This window comes from Frankia sp. Allo2, assembly GCF_000733325.1.
Classification (GTDB): Bacteria; Actinomycetota; Actinomycetes; order Frankiales; family Frankiaceae; genus Frankia; species Frankia casuarinae.
In genome coordinates, this window is sequence record NZ_JPHT01000015.1 from 89,085 (window position 1) to 107,391 (window position 18,307).

Genomic DNA, 18,307 nt, shown 5'->3' on the forward strand with positions numbered 1-18,307 from the left:
ATCGAAGGTTGCCGGATTTCAGTCGATCTTCGGCTCATCACCGCTAATCCACTCGCACCCAGCGGTCCAATTGATCACCCCGGGGATCCGTAGCACAGTTTGCCGAAAGGATTCATATTCACGATGAACGAGCGCGAGTTTCATACCGTCGTCGTGGGGGCAGGCCCCGGCGGATTAATGGCGGCGCACCGAAGTGATGTGCCTGCGCCAGGACTTCTCCTCCTCGACGGAGGGGACGATGTAGACGATCGCGTTGGCGTCATGCGGTCGGGAGATCGACGTAATGTCGTGACCAGNGGTTTCGGGGGCGCTGGCCTGTTCTCCGACGGGAAGCTGTGCCTGTCTCCGCGGATCGGGAGCACCGTCAGCCACAGATTTCCCCCAGCTCTCGTCTCGAAGCGTCAGCACGCGATCGATGAGATTCTTCGTTCCGGTGAACGGGCAGACCTTCNCGGCTCCGACGCGGAGACCGCAAAAGGTTTGGAGAAACTGGCCGAGACCGCCGACCTGGAGTATGTTCACTATCCGGTCCGACACTTAGGAACCGACCAGCTTCCACGGATGCTCAAGCGGCTGAGATTGCGGTTGTCTGAGAATGCCACTATCGCCTGCCGTACGACCTGTCTGGACCTTCGCCCGTCTGGACGTCGCGATTTCCGGTGGGAGCTGGAGCTGGACGGCCCAGTTTTCAAGCGGGTCCATGCGGTCAACGTTGTCCTGGCGCCCGGGAAAGTAGGAGCATCGTGGCTCGGGGAGGTTGGCCGCGCCCTCGACCTGCGCCGTGACCCGGCGCAACCGAAGANCGGTTTCCGATTGGAGGGGGCGAAGGAATTTCTCGCACCTCTCCTGAAGGTCGCTACTGATCCCAAAGTCATCTGGAGCGGACCCGACGGGGTCGAGGCGCGGACCCATTGCGTGTGCTACGGCGGCAATGTGGTCCCTGCCGACTATCACGGCCTGCTGCTCGTGGGCGGGCATGCGACCTCCACCCACGCCGAGAACCGTTCGAACAGTGCCATCATCGCTACGGCCGGGCGCCGGCTTCCCCTCAGCGCGGCGGATGTCCGAGGGCTAGTGGCCGGGATCAACAGCCGCTACGGCGGTCTGATGAGCCAACGTCTCGGCGATTTCCTCTCGAACGAGGACGTCGCCGCCGGCCGGGCGGTACGCGGTTTTTCGCCAAGCATCCCGGCAGCTACTCCCGGCGACTTCACCACCGAATTCCCGGCCGAAATCGTTCACGTCCTGCAGTCATACCTTCACCGACTCTCCGCCCTGTGCCCTGAAATCCTCCATCCGGAGAATGTCCTTTACGGGCCGGCGGTAGAGCGTTGGGCGTCCCGCTTCACCGTCAATGACGATATGTCAGCCCTTGGCCATCCAGGATTGTATCTCGTGGGCGACGGGCCCGGACTGACCGGCGGAATCATCGGTGCCGCCGAAACCGGCTGGATCGCGGGCGACGCTATCACCGCCGAGGCGCACCGCTAGATATCTCTCGAAAACTGCCAGTTCCTTCAATCCGGAGGGCTCCAATGGCGAATCCCACGGACCCAGATTTCTCCCCTGTACAGCTTTCTACCGACCATGCGCCGATCTGGATCGGTCGGGATCTGCGCCCAGATATCTATCTTCAGCGGATCGANGACGGCCATCGTGCCGATCTGGTTGCGGAAGTGCGCGCAGCTAGTGCACGGCTGGCAGCTAGGGACGTTTTCCGTGACCGCGACCTGACGGACGACGATTTCTCTCTGTCGCAGCTGAACACGCACCTAGGCGCGTTGTCTGCGGCCGTCACCAACGGGCCCGGGTTTGCCGTGCTCCGAAGCCTTCCGGTCGACGAACTCAGTGAACACGAAAGCCTCGTACTGATCCGCGGCGTGGCTGCTCAGCTGGGACGAATCGCGACTCAGAGCCGTGACGGGCAGCTCATCCGCCACGTTCGCGCCGGTCACACTCTCGGTGACGGTCGGGTGCGGGGACACCAGACAGCTGAGCGTCTGTGGTTCCACACCGACGGCGCCGACGCGGCCCTTCTGCTGTGCTTGCGTGCCGCCGACCGGGGTGGTCTGAGTCGTGTGGCCTCCGCTGCGGCCGTGCACAACGCGATGCTGGCGGATGCACCGGACNTCGTCGCCGAGCTCTACCAGCCATTTCACTTCCATATGGCCGGGGGGAACATCCCTGGCGGTCCACCGACGTTCATCTCACCGATCTTCTGCGTGCACCGCGAGCAATTCAGTACTCGCTTCGTGCGGCACACACTGCTGGAGACGCAGAAGATAACCGACGTACCGCTGTCGTCGCGGGCGCTTGCCGCGTTCGACCTCCTGGACGATGTCGCGGACCGCCTGGCCTGCGACATGGAACTCCAGCCCGGTGATCTCCAGATCGTGCACAATCACTGCGTCCTGCACTCCCGCACGGCCTACACGGATTCCGATCCGCGGCTGGCGCGGCATCTGCTGCGATGCTGGATCAGTTTGCCGGTGGCCGACCGGCGGCCCGGTGCCGTCGAACGGGGCCTGCGCGGCGGATGGCTCACCGACGATCTCCAGCGCGTCGCCGCATCCACCTGGACGCCGCCATCGGTCCCCGCCGGCCCCGCAGGCGGAAGCGCGTGAGCGGCACGCGGCCATGGCGGCACGAGCTTGCCGCTGTTCTCGATCGCCTCGCGGATGATCGCCGCGACGCTCCGGCGGTGATCGACTCTGCAGGCCCGCTTACCTTCAACGAACTGCACCGGCGGGCTCGCGACAGGTCACGGAATCTCGATCACTGCTGCCGTCGGCTGCGTCCCGTCACTGCCAGATCGAATGTCGACTTCCTCGTCGACGTGTTCGCAACCTGGCTGGCCGGCGGAATCCCCCTGCCACTGCCAGCCCACGGTGCCTCGGAGCTGGCGCGCACTTTGCCGCGCACCCCGGGCGCCGGATGCGAGCCGTGGAAGGCTGTCCTCGGCATCGACGAAGGTCGTTACCGTCTCCTGGTCACTCACGGGGAGCCACCGAGCGTCCCACGGAAGGCGCTCGCGCTCAGCATGCGGCCCGACGGCTGCGCGTTGATCAGTTCTCCGTTACNCCTCAACGGTCCGTTCGAGTTCGCCGTGCGGCAGATTCTGCTCGGCGGCACCGTCGTGATCTGTCCGGTCTACGCCCCCGAAGTCTGGGTCACATATGCGGACCGGCATCGGCCGAGCTGGATCTTCCTGGTCCCCACCCAGTTACGTCGGCTGTTCGACGACGTCGGCGAGACCGTTGTCGCCCAGGCCGCCGCCTCGGTGGACAGGCTGGTGTATTCCTCCCAGCCCTGTCCGCCCGACCTCCGTGCCCGTCTTCTCGCCGTGTTCGGCGCCGAGCGGATCGCGGAGTACTACGGTTCCGCCGGGTACGACGGCACACTCCGCATCGGTGACGCCGCAGGCGGCGTCCCGATCAACGGGGCCGAGATTCGGATCTGCGGACCGGACGGTGCACCGGCCCCGGCGGGGACCGTCGGCACGGTCGAGGCGCGCAGCGACGTGGGGCTCGCCAGCCATTTCCTCCCCGAGGGATGCCCACCACCCGGCGCCTGGCACACCGTCGGTGACCAGGGCCATCTCGACAGCACAGGGCGGCTGCATCTCGCCTCCGTTGCCATGGCCGGACGGGCCATCGTCGGCGGCGTCAACGTCGCCCTCGCACACGTCCACGCAGTACTCGCCGCGCACCCCGCGATCGACTACTGCACGGTGTCCGCAGTCCCCGACACCGTCTACGGCCATCGGCTGATCGCCGAGGTCCAGACACGGGCCCTGACGCTCACCACGGAGAAGCTCCACGCCTACTGCGCCGCCCGCCTTGCCGCGCCCGAGCGCCCCGTCCGTCTTGACCTGATCCGTCCCAGTCCGCCGGAGGCGACTGCCCATGCCGTCGATCTGTGACCTCTGCGCCGCTCTCGACCCGGCCGTGATCGACTGCGCGTTGCAGCGGCATCTGGCCAGGGCGCAACCTCGCGTCCTCGCGGCGAATGCGCATGCCTGTGCGATCCCGACCATCGGGGCCTACACGGCCGGCTACCTGCTCCTCGTCCCCAGGGCCCATGTCCTGTCTCTCGGAGGTCTCGATCGGGATGCCCGAGCCGGCGTCGACGCACTGATGCGCGAGATGGCTGGGCGGCTCGCCGAGCGGTACGACAGCCCGGTGCTCGGCTTCGAGTACGGCCTGAACGCCGCCGGGCAGCGCCGGATCGAACATGGGCACCTCCATCTCCTGCCCACCACGGCGGATCTGCACGGCTGGCTGGCGGACCGGCTCACCGGGTACCCCATCGCCTCCCTCGCCGACCTCCCCGCCAACCCCGCCCACTCCTACATCACCGTTCGCGATCAAAGTGGCGTACTGGCCGTCTTCCCGGTCCCCACCGACACACAGCCGCGCATTCGGTTGCGGCAGGTCGTCGCCACGCTCGACCCGCGGCTGGAGGACGGCACCTGGGACTGGGAAGCCGCCCCGCACACCGATCTCATCCGCCGCACCGTCGACGACCTTGCCCCCGTCACGGCCAGGCAGATGTCATGACGACCTCATGGACCCTCACGGCCCTCTGGCAGCACATCACGACACTGCAGCCCCACACGACCGCGCTGGTCCACCGCGACCTGGCGTGGACCTGGGCGGAGTTCGACACGGCGGCAGCGGCCGTCGCGGACGACCTGCGCCAGCGAGGAGTGACACCCGGTCAGGTCGTCGCCCTCTGCCTGCCCAACATCCCTGAGCATCTCGTCAGCCTCGCTGCCGTTCTGCGTCTTGGCGCGACACCCGCACAGCTCAACCCGCGCTACCGCTCCCGTGAACTCGACCAGCTGCTCCGCCTCCTGCAACCCGCCGCGACGATCTCCGACCCGGACTCCGGCTCTCACATCGCCGCGCTCCACGCCGGCGACCGTCTCCGCGAGGAAACACAGATCCGNCCGCTTGGCGCTTATCCACTGCTCGTGGCCAGCGCAGCCGAGCGCCTCTCCTCGGTGCCGCCGCGGGATGAATCAACTGAGTGCATCATGATCAAATGTACGGGTGGAACCACCGGGACTCCTCAGGCCGTGGCCTGGCGCGTCGCCGACATCCTCAACAATCTCAACGCCCACAACCCCTGGGCGCGCCATGACCTGACCCGTTCTCCCGCGCGGACCGCCCTGGCTCTGGCCGACGCTCGTATCGTCGTCGCCAGCCCCCTGAGCCACGGCTCGGGTCTGACCCGAGCACTCGGCGCGCTGTGCGCCGGCGGGATGGTCATCACCGTGCCCGGGGCCTCCTACGACCCCGCCGGAGTGCTCGACGCGGTCGTGCGGCACCGCGCTGACACCCTGGCCATCGTCGGCGACGCCTACGCGCGCCCGCTCATCGACATCATCCACGCCGGCCCTGAAATCGACCTGTCGGCGCTGCGCACCGTCACCTCCTCGGGTGTGCCCTGGACCGCCGAAGCCAAAACCGAACTCCTCGCCCTGGTCCCGCATCTGCGGCTGGTCGAGACCTTCGGCGCCACCGAGGCCACCGGCCTGGGCTCGTCTCTTGCCCGTTCCGGGCACGTGCCGGCAACCGGGCACTTCGACCTCGGCCGCCACGCCCAGGTCTTCGGCGCGGATGGAACACCGACCCGCGTCGGCAAAATCGGCCGTGTTGCCGTCCGCCAACCGCTACCAGCCGGTCTTCACCCTCAGGGCGCCCTTCCGGCCGACCGCTATGTCCACTCCGATGACGGACGCACCTACCTGCTGTCCGGGGATCTCGTCCGACTTCTGCCGTCCCGGAAGATCGAGCTGCTCGGCCGTGGGCAGGACTGCATCAACACCGGCGGCGAGAAGGTCTACGCCCCCGAGGTCGCTGCCGCGCTCCTCGCCCATCCCCATGTCGCCGATGCCGCTGTCCTCGCCGTTCCCGACACGCGGCTCGGCAGCGCCGTCGGCTGCGTCCTGCAGCTCCGCGCTGGAGGCAGACTCGCGCAGGTGCTCGGCGACATCCGCGGCGACCTCGCCGGCTACAAGATCCCACGGGTGGTCCGGGTCGTTGCCGCCATACCCCGAACCCCGGCGGGGAAGGTCGACCTCGTCTGCGCCCGCCAGCTCCTCAGCGACCAGGAGGCCAGCTCATGACAACACCCGACATCACCGCGTGGGCTGACCTCATCGCGCTCGCCGAGCAGGAACAGCAGGCGCTCCTCGCCGTCCTGACCCGGCTCGTCACCGACTCCCAGCTCGAATCTCAGGTCGCCGCGGCCCTGAACTACCCCGACTGGCCTCTGCCCCTGACGCTGCTCCCGAGCAGGGCCGCGCACCTCACCGCCGGCACACCCGAACTCGCCGCCTACGCAGCTGTCTCCACCGCCGCGACCGCGCAGGTCCTCGCGTCACTGAGCCGATGGGGTTGGCCGCCTCCAAGCCACCCCGCGGCCCGCGACGCCGCCTGGCTGCTACTCCAACACNCCGACACCGAGACCGAGACCCGCCGCGACCTTCTCCGTGACATGGCGGACGCCTGGAAAAATCGCGGAGCAGACCCTCGGCATCTGGCGCTTCTGACCGACCGGGACCGATCCCTGCGCGGCGAGGAGCAGCGGTACGGAACGTTCGTCCTCGTCCGTGACGACCGCCCATGCTTTCTTTACCCCACCGCCGAAATCAGCAAGGTCGACGATGAGCGGCAGCGAATCGGACTGCCGACTCTGGCCGACGACACGCCCTACGCCTACTGCCCGATCNCCCCCTACCGGCAGGCCCGCAGCGCACCCGTCAACCCGCCGGCACCGGCCACCATCGCCGTCCTGCCGCCACCACGCGCCCCGCAGCCGACGACGCACAGTCCCGCGGAAGACTCTGCCAACCGTCACGATGTCTACCTTGCGGCGACGCTGCGTGACCGGGAGGAAATCCGGCGCGTCCGCGCCCGCATGCCACCGCCCCTGGAATCCACCGCTCGCTGGATCGATCTCGACCCCCTCACGCGACCCAGCAGCCAGTTCGACGCGGGCATCGTCCTCAACCAGCTCGCGGCCCAACTCTGCATCGACGACATCGCCCGCGCCCGACTTCTCCTCGCCTACCCGCTCAGCCGGCGCAGCGACGGCGTCACGACCGAGATCGGCTGTGCACTCGCCTACGGCAAACCCGTGATCATCGCCAAGGGCTCACCGCAGTGCAGCTTCGACATGCTGCCGTCCGTCACAATCAGTAATGACATAGACAGTGCCCTGGCAGCAGCATGTCGTGCGCTTACCGACGCGGCCTGAGGCGGCCCGTCAGGCCGACGCGCTTCAGTAGGAGACCTGGACGGGGATGTCGAAAGGCGCGAATCTCGGCGACTGCGGCGTGTTCGACGACGCGGGCGGCGGTGGTGCCGACTCGGCCGCGAGTTCGGCGTGCTCCAGCGGCGTGAGGACGCCCAACGCAGTGCGATCCTCCAGCGGCAGGAAATCCAGCGCCAGCCGCCTGACCACATAGTCGATGATCGACAGAGCTCGCGGGATCTCCGGATCGTCCGTCATTCCCGCGGGCTCGAACCGCAGGTCAGCGAACTGCCGAACGTATGTCGCCAGCGGCACTCCGTGTGCCAGACCGGTCGAGATCGCCGACGAGACGGTCTCGGTCATTCCACGCAAGGTGGATCCCTGCTTCGCCATGATCAGATTGACGTCCGCCAGCGAACCGTCGGTATGCAGAGACGCGATGATGAAGCCGTAGGCGCCCCCAACCGTGAAGGCTCTCGTCATGGACTGACGATGGCGTGGCGCCCGCCGTGCCACGCCACTGGGCGTACGGGTTCCCATCGTCGACGTCGCGTCAACCACGGCGCGTTCCTCTCGATCGACATGTTCATTCTGACGAGCTACATCCAGTAATGATCACAACAGATAGCGTCACTACATAGCGAGGGGCGCCAGATGTTGTGGTGCGGCCGAGAGGTCAGCATAGGGCAACGGTCATCCCCTCTCGACGTCGAGGCTCGGCGTGTCCGACTTCTTCCGACCGCGCCAGTCGCGACCTGCCCACATCGGGGGCTCGCGCCCGCATGTCTCAGCCACGAGCCCGGGGGAGGCGAAGAGGAACCGGGGCTTTGCGAGATCGGCCCCGCCGACTTCTCCGGCGATGAATCCAGCCTGCTTCGCGGGAGCCTCGACGCGTCCGCTGCGACAGGCACTCACCTCTCACCAGTGAGTCGCCCTGCAGGCCCGGTCACGCTGGAAGTAACGCGGCCCGGCTCCGCTGTTTACGCAGGTGGAGGCCCTTTTCGGTACCGAAGAACTTCTTCGCAGTACGGGGAATGACTCATGTCGCCAGGTCGCGGACAGTGACAGGACCTTTACAACCGCCGAAACCTTTTGGAAGCCTCAGGGCAGGGCTTCGGCACCGTCCGTCCGGAGGCAAAGTCCATGCAGCATCCGCATGAGCCCTTCGCCCGGCTGTCCGCTGCCCTGCGCCTCGCTGGCGCGAGTTCAGCCCCCACGCCACCTCAGAGTGATCTTTTTCTGGATCCCGGTGCGCTGCGCGGCTGGGTGGAACGACGCTTCGCGGACGAGGTGGGCCGAGTCCGGGTCGCGGGCACGCTTGACCGCCGTCTGGTCTTCGTCGAACGGCTCGACGATCGGTGGGTCGTCGCGGATCTGTCCGGTCAGCCGCACCGTTCCCGGGCCTGGCCCCCGTGGGCGCGAGAGTCGGTCGTCATCGAAGATCCAGGATCGTCGCTGTCATTGGCCATGCTGGCCGAGGATGCCGTGCGCCGGCTGTCGCGTCCCAATGTTCTCCTGGCGGCGCTCTATCACCCGGAGACGTTTCCGCTGCCGCGGTTCCCGCTGGGCATCAGCACGGTGGCGCGCGCGGCCCGGGGAACACTGCTCGGCACGGTGTCGCTGGCAGACATGCAGCTCGGTCTCCCCCTCGACGACCTGATCGCTCGCGTCGAGGCGGACCGGCCGGACGTCCTCGGGGTCTCCGCGACGTTCGGCCAGTACGACCTGCTCACCCGCCTGCTGGAGGTGGTCTACGCCAACGTTGATCCGCCGCTCGTCGTCGCCGGTGGCAGTCTCACCGCCAGGGTCGAGCGGGTTCTGCTGGACCGGTTTCCCCAGTTGTTGGTCGCCAGGGCGGGTGGGGAAGCGACGATCAGCGCCCTGCTGGCGCACTGGCACGGCGACGGCGGCCTCGACGAGGTCCCCGCGCTCGGCTACGTGGGAGCGCCCCGTGGGGGCGGGCTGGCGGTCGGACGGCGGCGAACCGCGAAACCCGTCGTCCGGGACGTGACAGCGAATGTCGTTCCCGAGCTCGATCTGCTGCCGGCGACGTTGGACCGTCACGGTGTCGCACAGTTGGAGACCAGCCGGGGCTGTACCAGCTACTGCTCGTTCTGCCCCCGCGATCACAAGGGAGCCTGGTCGGGTGCCGGTGTCGAGCGGCTGCCGTGGCTGCTGGGCGAGCTGGGCGCGGTCTTCGACCGCTACCCGCGGGTGTCGCGGACGTTGTACCTGGTCGACGAGGAGTTCCTCGGCCGCGGCCCCGATGCCCCGGGCCGGGCGCTGCGGCTGGCCGGTCTGCTGCGCGGGGCGGGCTTCGGCTGGGAGTCCAGCTGCCGCATCGACCAGGTCGTCGACCCGGACCGGGACCTCGGTTGGCATGCCGAGCGCGCCGAGATGTGGCGGATGCTGGTCGCCTGGGGTCTGCGGCGGATGCTGTTGGGTGTCGAGTCCGGGGTGGACAGCGTCCTGGAGCGGTTCGCGAAGGGGACGAGCGGCGACCAGAACGTGCTGGCGGTCCGGACCCTGTCCGTGCTCGGCGTGCCGACCCGGTTCACCTACATCACCTTCGACCCGCTGATGACCCTCGACGAGCTGAAAGCCACCCACGCCTTCCAGGGGCGCACAGACCTGCTCCTGGCCCCGCAACCGGATATTCCCGCCGCCGAGGTCGCGCGCGGAGTGCGGGACGGCCGCTTCGTCGCGACGGCCAGCGCGGGCATGCCGTTCTACCGGGGGATCTCCTACCTGCTGGTCGGCATGGAATGCCTGATCGGTGCCGCCTACACCCGCCAGGTCCAGCGGGCCGGTCTCACCGGGGCGGTGACGCCGTCGATGGGGCGGGTGGAGGCCCGCTACGCGGACTGGCGGATCGGGGNCGCCGCCGGCTGGGCGCAACGCTGGGTCGACCGGCACTTTGCCCTCGACTACACCTTCAAGTCGACGGAGAAAATCCTCGACGGCGAGCCGCGCCGCCTGATCCGCGAGGCCCGTAGGGTGCTGAAGGACGCAAGCTACCTGCTACTCGGCGACCTGATCGCCGAAATCGACACCCAGCCGCCACATCATGATCCGACGGCCGAGGCCGTCCTGGACGCCCGGATCTGGCAGCGACTCGAAAGGCGCCTCGCCTTGCTGCGGGGCGAGCTCGCGGCCACCGTGCACGACCTGCTCACCGCCCTCAGCCGTGAGCACGCAGAGCTGCTCGCCGGCGAGCACCGGCGATGGTCGGCGGCCCGCGGCTGGACGCTGATCAACGCGGTGGACTCCTGTGCCAGCTGACCCGCCGGCCCGCGCCAGGTCAGGTGCCGGTCTTCTCCGGGATCGGCACCCAGTTGAACTCCGGACAGAACCGGGCGTAGGTCACCAGCTTCCACGCCGCGTAGTCCTCCACCCGGCCGCTCTGGCGCAGCAGGTGCTTGACCCAGGTGTGGCAGACCCGCTCGTCGTGGCTCATCGCGGTGTCGATCTGGTCGAGCATCCGGCAGGCCACCGCGAAATCGTCCACCGTGAGCGCGCTCAGATCGACCTCAACGCCGTCCACGGTGAAGCTGAACACCAGCCGGGTGGTGGAGAAGCTGGTGTGGCGCTCGCCAAGGAAACGGGCGCGGCCGTCGAGCGTGGACATCAGCTCGGCGCGGCGTTCCACCGGGTAGCCGATACCCAGGTCCAGGTCGGAGGCCTCCAGGTTCAGCCGGGTCCCGAACGAGCCGACGTCCCGCGGCCGGTGCCCGGTCCAGCGCTCGATGAGGTCCGACGCCTGCGCGCGCACCGCGTGCAGTCGCTCGTCGTGGGCGCGCATCGCCGCGTAGAACGCCGCGGCCCGGTCGAACTCGGCGTCGGGGAAGTCGCTACGGTCGGCCCACCCCTTCGCCCTGATCGCATCCAGGTCCAGCAGGGTGGCAGGGTCCGGAGTCGTCATGCCGGTGACCCTAACGTCACAGCCAGCAGCGTTCACACACAGGTCGATCCCAGAGATCGCCGGCGGACAACGAGGGGAACGAGATGACGGCACCGAATCTTCTGACCGCCCGGACGCTCGCCGGCGGGCTGACGGTCCACCCCGTCGGCGTCGGCTGCTGGGCCATCGGCGGACCGGACCACAACCTGGGCCTGCCGATGGGCTGGTCCACCGCCGACGACCGCGCCTCCCTCGCAGGACTGGAACTCGCCTACACCCTGGGCGCGAACCTGTTCGACACCGCCGACGTCTACGGCCACGGCCACTCCGAACGCCTCCTCGGCCAGCTCGTCGCGCAGGTCGACCGGGACAGCCTCGTCCTGTCGTCCAAGGTCGGCTACTTCGCCGGGACCGCCGCCCACGCCTACCTGCCTTCGGCGATGCGCCGCCAGCTGGAGACCAGCCTGGAGAACCTGCGCACCGACCGGCTCGACATCTACTTCTTCCACAACAANAGGTGCCGGTCTTCTCCGGGATCGGCACCCAGTTGAACTCCGGACAGAACCGGGCGTAGGTCACCAGCTTCCACGCCGCGTAGTCCTCCACCCGGCCGCTCTGGCGCAGCAGGTGCTTGACCCAGGTGTGGCAGACCCGCTCGTCGTGGCTCATCGCGGTGTCGATCTGGTCGAGCATCCGGCAGGCCACCGCGAAATCGTCCACCGTGAGCGCGCTCAGATCGACCTCAACGCCGTCCACGGTGAAGCTGAACACCAGCCGGGTGGTGGAGAAGCTGGTGTGGCGCTCGCCAAGGAAACGGGCGCGGCCGTCGAGCGTGGACATCAGCTCGGCGCGGCGTTCCACCGGGTAGCCGATACCCAGGTCCAGGTCGGAGGCCTCCAGGTTCAGCCGGGTCCCGAACGAGCCGACGTCCCGCGGCCGGTGCCCGGTCCAGCGCTCGATGAGGTCCGACGCCTGCGCGCGCACCGCGTGCAGTCGCTCGTCGTGGGCGCGCATCGCCGCGTAGAACGCCGCGGCCCGGTCGAACTCGGCGTCGGGGAAGTCGCTACGGTCGGCCCACCCCTTCGCCCTGATCGCATCCAGGTCCAGCAGGGTGGCAGGGTCCGGAGTCGTCATGCCGGTGACCCTAACGTCACAGCCAGCAGCGTTCACACACAGGTCGATCCCAGAGATCGCCGGCGGACAACGAGGGGAACGAGATGACGGCACCGAATCTTCTGACCGCCCGGACGCTCGCCGGCGGGCTGACGGTCCACCCCGTCGGCGTCGGCTGCTGGGCCATCGGCGGACCGGACCACAACCTGGGCCTGCCGATGGGCTGGTCCACCGCCGACGACCGCGCCTCCCTCGCAGGACTGGAACTCGCCTACACCCTGGGCGCGAACCTGTTCGACACCGCCGACGTCTACGGCCACGGCCACTCCGAACGCCTCCTCGGCCAGCTCGTCGCGCAGGTCGACCGGGACAGCCTCGTCCTGTCGTCCAAGGTCGGCTACTTCGCCGGGACCGCCGCCCACGCCTACCTGCCTTCGGCGATGCGCCGCCAGCTGGAGACCAGCCTGGAGAACCTGCGCACCGACCGGCTCGACATCTACTTCTTCCACAACAACGAGTTCGGCCCCGACGACCGCCACCTCGACGGCGCCATCGAGCAGATGCGCGACTTCCAACGCCAAGGCCTCATCCGCGCCGTCGGCATGCGCGGCCCGCACCGCTACGCCCCCCACCGGCTCACCCAGCCACCATCCGCCCGGCCAGACAAACACGCCCGGTTCCGGGCCCTGTTCGACCGCGTCCGTCCTGACTTCCTCGCTGTCCGCCACAACCCGCTGACCCCGCCCGCACCTGCCGGCGAACAGGACATCTTCACCCTCGCCGCCGAAAATCACACCAGCATTCTGATCAACAAGCCGCTCGGCCAGGGCCTGCTCACCGGCAAATACGACCCGCGCCGTCCACCCCGTTTCGGCGACGGGGATCACCGGCGACGCAAACGCTGGTACACCCCTGACGCACTCGCGGTCGTCGACCGTGGGCTCGCGCCCCTGCGCGACCGGTTCGGCCCGTCGACTCAGGACCTGGCCCGGGTGGTGCTGGCCTACAGCCTTCAGCGCGCCGACAACGCGGCCGTGCTCGTCGGCTTCACCACCCCCGACCAGATCCGCGAGAACCTCACCGCCCTCGACACACCCCTGTCCGCCGACGACCTCACCTTCGTCCGGGCCACCCTCGGCCAGCTCCAGCAGGACCTCGACGCCGCTGGCGAGGTCTTCCTCGACGAAACGGCGCCACCCGCATGAACCCCCAGCAGGCCCTGTTCCCAAACCCGCCCGCACCGGTCGCTCCCGCGGCCACGACCGAGCTGCGGCTGGTCACCTTCAACGCCCAGCACGCCGCACCCGACCGGGCCCGCCGCCAAGCCGCCTGGCTCGGACAGCAGACCGACGCGGACGTCGTCGTGCTCACCGAGGTCGGCCACGGACCCGGCGGCCACACCCTGCTCGACGCACTCGCGCAGCACGGCTACGCCCACATCCACGCCCCACGGCCGGGCGCGCCCGACTACAGCACGGTCATCGCCTCCCGCAACGCGCCCCTCGAACCTGTGGCCACGGGCATCGACGTTCTTGCCCACCGCGCACCCGTCGTGGACCTGCGGATCGATGGACAGCGCCTACGTCTGGTCGGCCTCTACGTCCCGTCCCGCGGACCGGCCGCACGCCGCAACGAGAACAAGCGCGCCTTCCAACACGCGGTCACCCGGGCCCTGCCCGACGTCCTTGCCGGCTTCGACGGGCCCGTCGTGGTCACCGGCGACCTCAACGTCGTCGAACCCGGCCACGTCCCGCACTATCCAGTCTTCGGCCGCTGGGAATACGACTTCTACCGCTCCTTCACCGACACCGGCCTCATCGACGCCTACCGCACCCTGCAACCCACCACCCCGGGCCACAGCTGGTACGGCCGCGGCGGCAACGGCTACCGCTTCGACCACNCCTTCCTCNCCNNCGACCGNCTCGACCTGACCCGNTGCGACTACNTCCANGCCCCCCGCCACNANGGCCTCAGCGACCANGCNGCGATGGCCGTCGCCGCTGTCGTTGCTCCCCGGCATCTCCAGTCGTAGTCCGCCGGCGTCAGATCGATTCCGCCGCGATCCAGGCGAGGATCACTCGTCGTATGAGGGCTCGTCCTTCGGTGAGGCTCATGGCCGATGTCTTGCTCGGGGTGCCGGGCATCCTGGCGTGCCGTGCGGCCTGTCCGCTGATACCGGGATGGTTCGCGGCCTGCTTGAACGCCTGCTTCTCGGCTTTCGTTACCCAGCCGAGGGCAATCGGGTCGCGGCCGTCCTGCACGATCTCCCACACCTTGTAGAGCTCGACCCACCCAAGGTGCGTGGCCCGGCCGAGCATCGCCAGGGCCTCCGCGAGCGCCGGACCGCGGGCCGCGGCAGCCGCCTGCGGCGGGCCTGGCGGCGGNGGCGGCTCGGAGGCCACCGCGTCTCCTCCTACAACGACCTTCCCGAATTGGGTAGTACACCTAATTGTCTCAGGCGTGAGGACGGCGTGACGTCGATCACCGTCGTCGTACATCCCGGTCAGCTCGACGGCGTGGAAGTCGGTGCCGTTCAGCCAACCGATGCCGTTGACCCAGGCGAGCACCTCGGCCGCTGCCTCGTAGAAGTCCGTGTCCTCGGGCCGGTGGTCCACCGCTGTCGAGGTGAGGTAATAGCCCTCCTCGTCGCAGGAGACCTGAGTGTCACCCGTGGGCAGCACCCGCGAGAGCAGGGCGAGGTCGGTCTCCCGGCCCCGTAGACGCGCTTTCAAGGTCATCTGCCCAGCGTACGGTCTGCGGCCATCTCCTCCGCCAGGTGCAGATGCCGACGACTCCTGTGGCGATGGGCGGATCTGTCGGTGCGCCGGACTAACGTCGCGCAATGACCGACACGGCAGGTATGTCCTGTACGCATCAGGGCTTGGCTGCGCCTGTACGCCAATCGTCGGACGACGTGATCGGAGATCTTCGCGACGCGCATACCTGCATAAAGATCGCGATCCGGCGAGCTGCTGCGCACGGACTGGTGTCCGACCCAGATGCCGTACTCGACGCGATCGCACCTGAGCTGGTGGCTGTCAAGGCGCTGGCGGAGGAGGCCGCGCTGCGCATCACCGTCGAGACCGAACGACGAGAACGCACCGAGCGCGCCCACACGCGAGTGCTTCGAGTCGTCGAGTCACGGGTGCGCAACGCGCTCGCGAACCTGGTCGTCACCGCCGTGGACAGGGAGTTCAACCCGCACGGCTGCTTCGTCTACCTGCTTTGGGGGACCGACCCCGACAGACCGCTCTACGTGGGGAAGTCGACCAACATCCTGGCCCGGCTCGGCCAGCACATGAGCGACTCGACGAGGCGCTACCGCGTCCAGCGGGTCACGGTGATCCGATGTCGGGACGGCCGTCAGATGGACCGCACCGAAGGACGGCTGATCGAGGAGTACCAGCCGACCCTCAACATCCAGGGCATTCACTAGCGGAATCGCCATTTCGGCGTTCATACCGGCCGTCCACGCGTCCGTCGAGTCACTCGGCCTGCCAGCGACGACATCGACGGAAGCGCGCCGAGTGGTGGACAAGGGAGTCGGGGCCAGGTCATCGACGCGACCATGCCCGTCGATGACCTGGCCCCGACCGCCGTGGCCTTCCTCGCCGCGAATCCGACCTCGCCGCCACCTGAACGTCTGGACGCTCATGCTCGACGCCCCGCGGATTGTCCGGGCGCGATCCTCCTCACCTACCGCACGCTGCGCCTCGACGCGTTCGCCCACGACCCAGAGCTGCATGGCCTCCTGGATGAGGTTCACGTCGAAGCCGTGGACGCCCTGGACAGCGCCGCGCACGCTACCCGTGTGCTCCAGCGCAGCCTCAATCAGCAGACACCGGCGGGNACACCNGCTGCGGNCCTCNCCNCCNACNCAGCGTCAANAGCCAANCAANTCCGGGNGGNCATCCTGCGCGGGNTTGAGGAGTTCCTCCGATCTGGGCAGACCTCGTCGCCGGGCTGGGGAGAACCGTCGAGCCCCGCCCGCGATCAGAATTGTCCGGGTCTTCCTTGCGGGGGATGCGAGCCAGCGGGTGCCGGCAGATCTGGCCGAGATCTTTGCTGTCCTGGTCGGCCTCGCTCAGCTGGCCCTCACCCGGCCCTAACCNCCGGCCTGCNCCCTCGTTGCAGCCCCGCCGCGTCGTCCGACCCGGGCGACCAGACGAGACGTGTCAGGCGCTCAGAGGGGCAACGGTCGCGGTGTCCCACTGGTAGGTCCGGCCTTCGCGGTACAGCCGCACCAACCGTAGATCGGCTACGGAGACCTCGGCGGGGGGCAGGTCACGCAGCCCCGCGACCCGGTGGATGATCGGTTCCGCGGGCGTGTCGCGGTTGCAGTAGGCGATGCCGATGTGCGGACGGAAACGCCGTNTCACGGCGGGCAGGCCGCAGGCGGTGGACACGTCGTCCAGGGAGTCCCGCAGTCTGATCAAGGGTTCCCAGGGGGNGACGGTGAAGCGGACCGCGCCGTTCGATCCTGCCAGCGGTCCGACCCGCAGCCGGAACGCCGGCTGGTGACCGCACTGTTCGGCGACCCGGCGGGTGACCGCGGCGAGGGTGGCGGGGTCGATCTCGTCGGTGAACGCGAGCCGGCGCACGGTGAGGTGCAGCCCGTCGGCGGGTACCGGGTCGAGACAGGCGAGGTCGTGCAGCTGCTGCTGGCAGGTCGCGGCGAGGTCGCGTAGCGCGGCGCTGTCGAAGGTCAGGAACCAGTGGAAGCTGCTCCGGCCCGGGGTCCAGCCGGGCCGATCCCAGTGGTCGGTCATGGAGGGTAGGACTCGGAAGCGTTCCCAGTCGTCGTGGACCGGATCGTGCTCGCTCACCGTGACGCGCCGCGGGGCAGCGTCTGGGTCACCTCGGCGAGTTCAGCGACGGCGGGCAGGGTCCGCCAGGGCGCGGTGCGGCGGGCCAGTTCCTGGCCGCGTTGGCGGATCGACTCGATCGGGGCGGCACCGGCGCGGGNGAGGGCCTCGACGCCGAGCGCGGCGCTGTGTTCCGGGTCGGGGTCGGCGCCGGCCGTCAGCGCGGTGGCGACATCGAGGGTGATCAGGACATCGCTCCACCGGGAACGGTCGGCGCCCGGCATGCTGCTGGCGGTCTGGGCGTAGCTCTGGACGAGGGCGGTGTCGCCGGTGCCGACGTGGGCGGTCGCGGCGTTCGCCGCGATCCGCGCGAGGCTGTAGGCGCCGAAGGAGATGCACGGCGACATGCCCTCGGGTAGCTCGGCGTCCTCGGCGAGGTCGAACGCGCGGCCGACGGCTTCCCGCACACCGTCGCGGTCACCGAGCTGGCCCAGGGCGCGGGCTTCGCCGTTGATCGCCAGCCGGATCGCCTGCGGCCCGCCCGCGGCGTGGATCTGCCCCTCTCGGGCCCGTTCCAACGCCAGCCGGTAGTCACCGGCGTAGTAGGCGCACAGGCTTTCGGTGCCCCGTACCCAGGCCGCCAGATCGCTGTCCTCGACGGCCACCGCAAGGGTGAACGCCTCCACGCAGTAGGCGCGCGCGAGTGGGAAGTCCCCGAGGTTCACCGCCATATAGCCGGCCAGCCCCGACAGCCGCCCCGCGGCCCGCAGCAGCCGGACTCGGTCCCGGGACGTCTGCCAGCCCTCGATGAGGGTCTGCACGACCTTCCGCTGGCGTACGACAAGAGCAGCCAGGGCGGCGTGGCCGCCACCCTTTCGTATGAGAATTTGAGTCCGGCCGCGGGACGCCTGTGGTCCTGATGTTGGCCGGTGGGCCGTTTCGGCCCGGTATCGCCGAGTCCCGTGCAGCATCTCCGATGCTGTCCGGATCGACGTCGGCGTTCTCTGGTGCTCAGAGCCCGTCCAAGAGTATGGCGGTGGNGGNCCTGGGGNACTCTTTNCTGCTGCTACGAGCGCGTTCCTCAGTTTCCTGTGGTCAGGGCCTCTCCGGACAGCACCTACAGGTTGCTGACCATGGAGGGCTGGCAGATGCAGGTGTTATTCCCACGGTGCGCGGGCCTTGACGTGCACCGGGACACGGTCGCCGCGGCGGTGCGCATCCAAAC

Annotated in this window: 14 protein-coding genes; 11 read left to right on the forward strand and 3 right to left on the reverse strand. The window is 68.7% G+C overall.

The features are described 5' to 3' along the window. Nucleotides 1–1,535: 1,535 nt before the first annotated feature. From ALLO2_RS12515 to ALLO2_RS28240, 5 genes are all read left to right on the forward strand, one after another. Complete coding sequence (locus tag ALLO2_RS12515; RefSeq protein ID WP_035732233.1) at nt 1,536–2,624, forward strand: TauD/TfdA family dioxygenase; 1,089 nt, start codon at nt 1,536–1,538, stop codon at nt 2,622–2,624. Nucleotides 2,625–2,701: 77 nt separating this feature from the next. Further along, a complete protein-coding gene (locus ALLO2_RS12525) occupies nt 2,702–3,922 on the forward strand; it encodes a class I adenylate-forming enzyme family protein (protein WP_232235063.1) in 1,221 nt (406 codons plus the stop codon). Next, entirely contained in the window at nt 3,906–4,559 is a 654-nt protein-coding gene (locus ALLO2_RS12530) for an HIT family protein (RefSeq protein ID WP_023841416.1), read from the forward strand. Before ALLO2_RS12525 ends, ALLO2_RS12530 begins: the two co-directional genes overlap by 17 nt. Further along, nucleotides 4,556–6,133 (forward strand): AMP-binding protein, encoded by a 1,578-nt coding sequence (locus ALLO2_RS12535; protein ID WP_023841417.1) that lies wholly within the window; start codon nt 4,556–4,558, stop codon nt 6,131–6,133. Before ALLO2_RS12530 ends, ALLO2_RS12535 begins: the two co-directional genes overlap by 4 nt. Then, nucleotides 6,130–7,266, forward strand: a complete 1,137-nt coding sequence (locus ALLO2_RS28240; RefSeq protein ID WP_051875146.1) for a DUF6624 domain-containing protein — start codon at nt 6,130–6,132, stop codon at nt 7,264–7,266. Before ALLO2_RS12535 ends, ALLO2_RS28240 begins: the two co-directional genes overlap by 4 nt. 24 nt (nt 7,267–7,290) lie before the next feature. Here the strand turns inward: ALLO2_RS28240 and ALLO2_RS12545 are convergent, their stop codons facing one another. After that, the gene (locus ALLO2_RS12545) at nt 7,291–7,746 is read right to left on the reverse strand and encodes a ribonucleotide reductase (protein ID WP_232235064.1); all 456 of its coding nucleotides are present in this window, start codon (nt 7,744–7,746) and stop codon (nt 7,291–7,293) included. A gap of 660 nt (nt 7,747–8,406) precedes the next feature. On the opposite strand from ALLO2_RS12545, the gene ALLO2_RS12550 reads away from it, so the two are divergent. Continuing rightward, nucleotides 8,407–10,545, forward strand: coding sequence for a radical SAM protein (locus tag ALLO2_RS12550; RefSeq protein ID WP_084588420.1), 2,139 nt, complete (start codon nt 8,407–8,409; stop codon nt 10,543–10,545). Between the two features lie 19 nt (nt 10,546–10,564). On the opposite strand, the gene ALLO2_RS25600 is transcribed toward ALLO2_RS12550, so the two are convergent. After that, nucleotides 10,565–11,185 (reverse strand): hypothetical protein, encoded by a 621-nt coding sequence (locus ALLO2_RS25600; protein ID WP_023841421.1) that lies wholly within the window; start codon nt 11,183–11,185, stop codon nt 10,565–10,567. Nucleotides 11,186–11,268: 83 nt separating this feature from the next. On the opposite strand from ALLO2_RS25600, the gene ALLO2_RS12560 reads away from it, so the two are divergent. From ALLO2_RS12560 to ALLO2_RS12585, 5 genes are all read left to right on the forward strand, one after another. Further along, a complete protein-coding gene (locus tag ALLO2_RS12560) occupies nt 11,269–11,715 on the forward strand; it encodes an aldo/keto reductase (RefSeq protein WP_232235065.1) in 447 nt (148 codons plus the stop codon). Between the two features lie 89 nt (nt 11,716–11,804). Next, nucleotides 11,805–12,032 (forward strand): hypothetical protein, encoded by a 228-nt coding sequence (locus tag ALLO2_RS25605; protein WP_035732240.1) that lies wholly within the window; start codon nt 11,805–11,807, stop codon nt 12,030–12,032. Between the two features lie 349 nt (nt 12,033–12,381). Next, nucleotides 12,382–13,482, forward strand: coding sequence for an aldo/keto reductase (locus ALLO2_RS12570; protein WP_023841422.1), 1,101 nt, complete (start codon nt 12,382–12,384; stop codon nt 13,480–13,482). Further along, complete coding sequence (locus tag ALLO2_RS12575) at nt 13,479–14,309, forward strand: endonuclease/exonuclease/phosphatase family protein (RefSeq protein WP_035732242.1); 831 nt, start codon at nt 13,479–13,481, stop codon at nt 14,307–14,309. The genes ALLO2_RS12570 and ALLO2_RS12575 overlap by 4 nt, the downstream gene beginning before the upstream one ends. Before the next feature lie 882 nt (nt 14,310–15,191). Beyond that, nucleotides 15,192–15,713 carry a GIY-YIG nuclease family protein gene (locus ALLO2_RS12585; RefSeq protein ID WP_070982392.1) on the forward strand — a complete coding sequence of 174 codons (522 nt, stop codon included), beginning with the start codon at nt 15,192–15,194 and terminating at the stop codon, nt 15,711–15,713. Between the two features lie 739 nt (nt 15,714–16,452). On the opposite strand, the gene ALLO2_RS12590 is transcribed toward ALLO2_RS12585, so the two are convergent. Next, on the reverse strand, nt 16,453–17,103 hold the full coding sequence (locus tag ALLO2_RS12590) for a 2'-5' RNA ligase family protein (RefSeq protein WP_035732244.1): 651 nt from the start codon (nt 17,101–17,103) through the stop codon (nt 16,453–16,455). Nucleotides 17,104–18,307 lie beyond the last annotated feature (1,204 nt).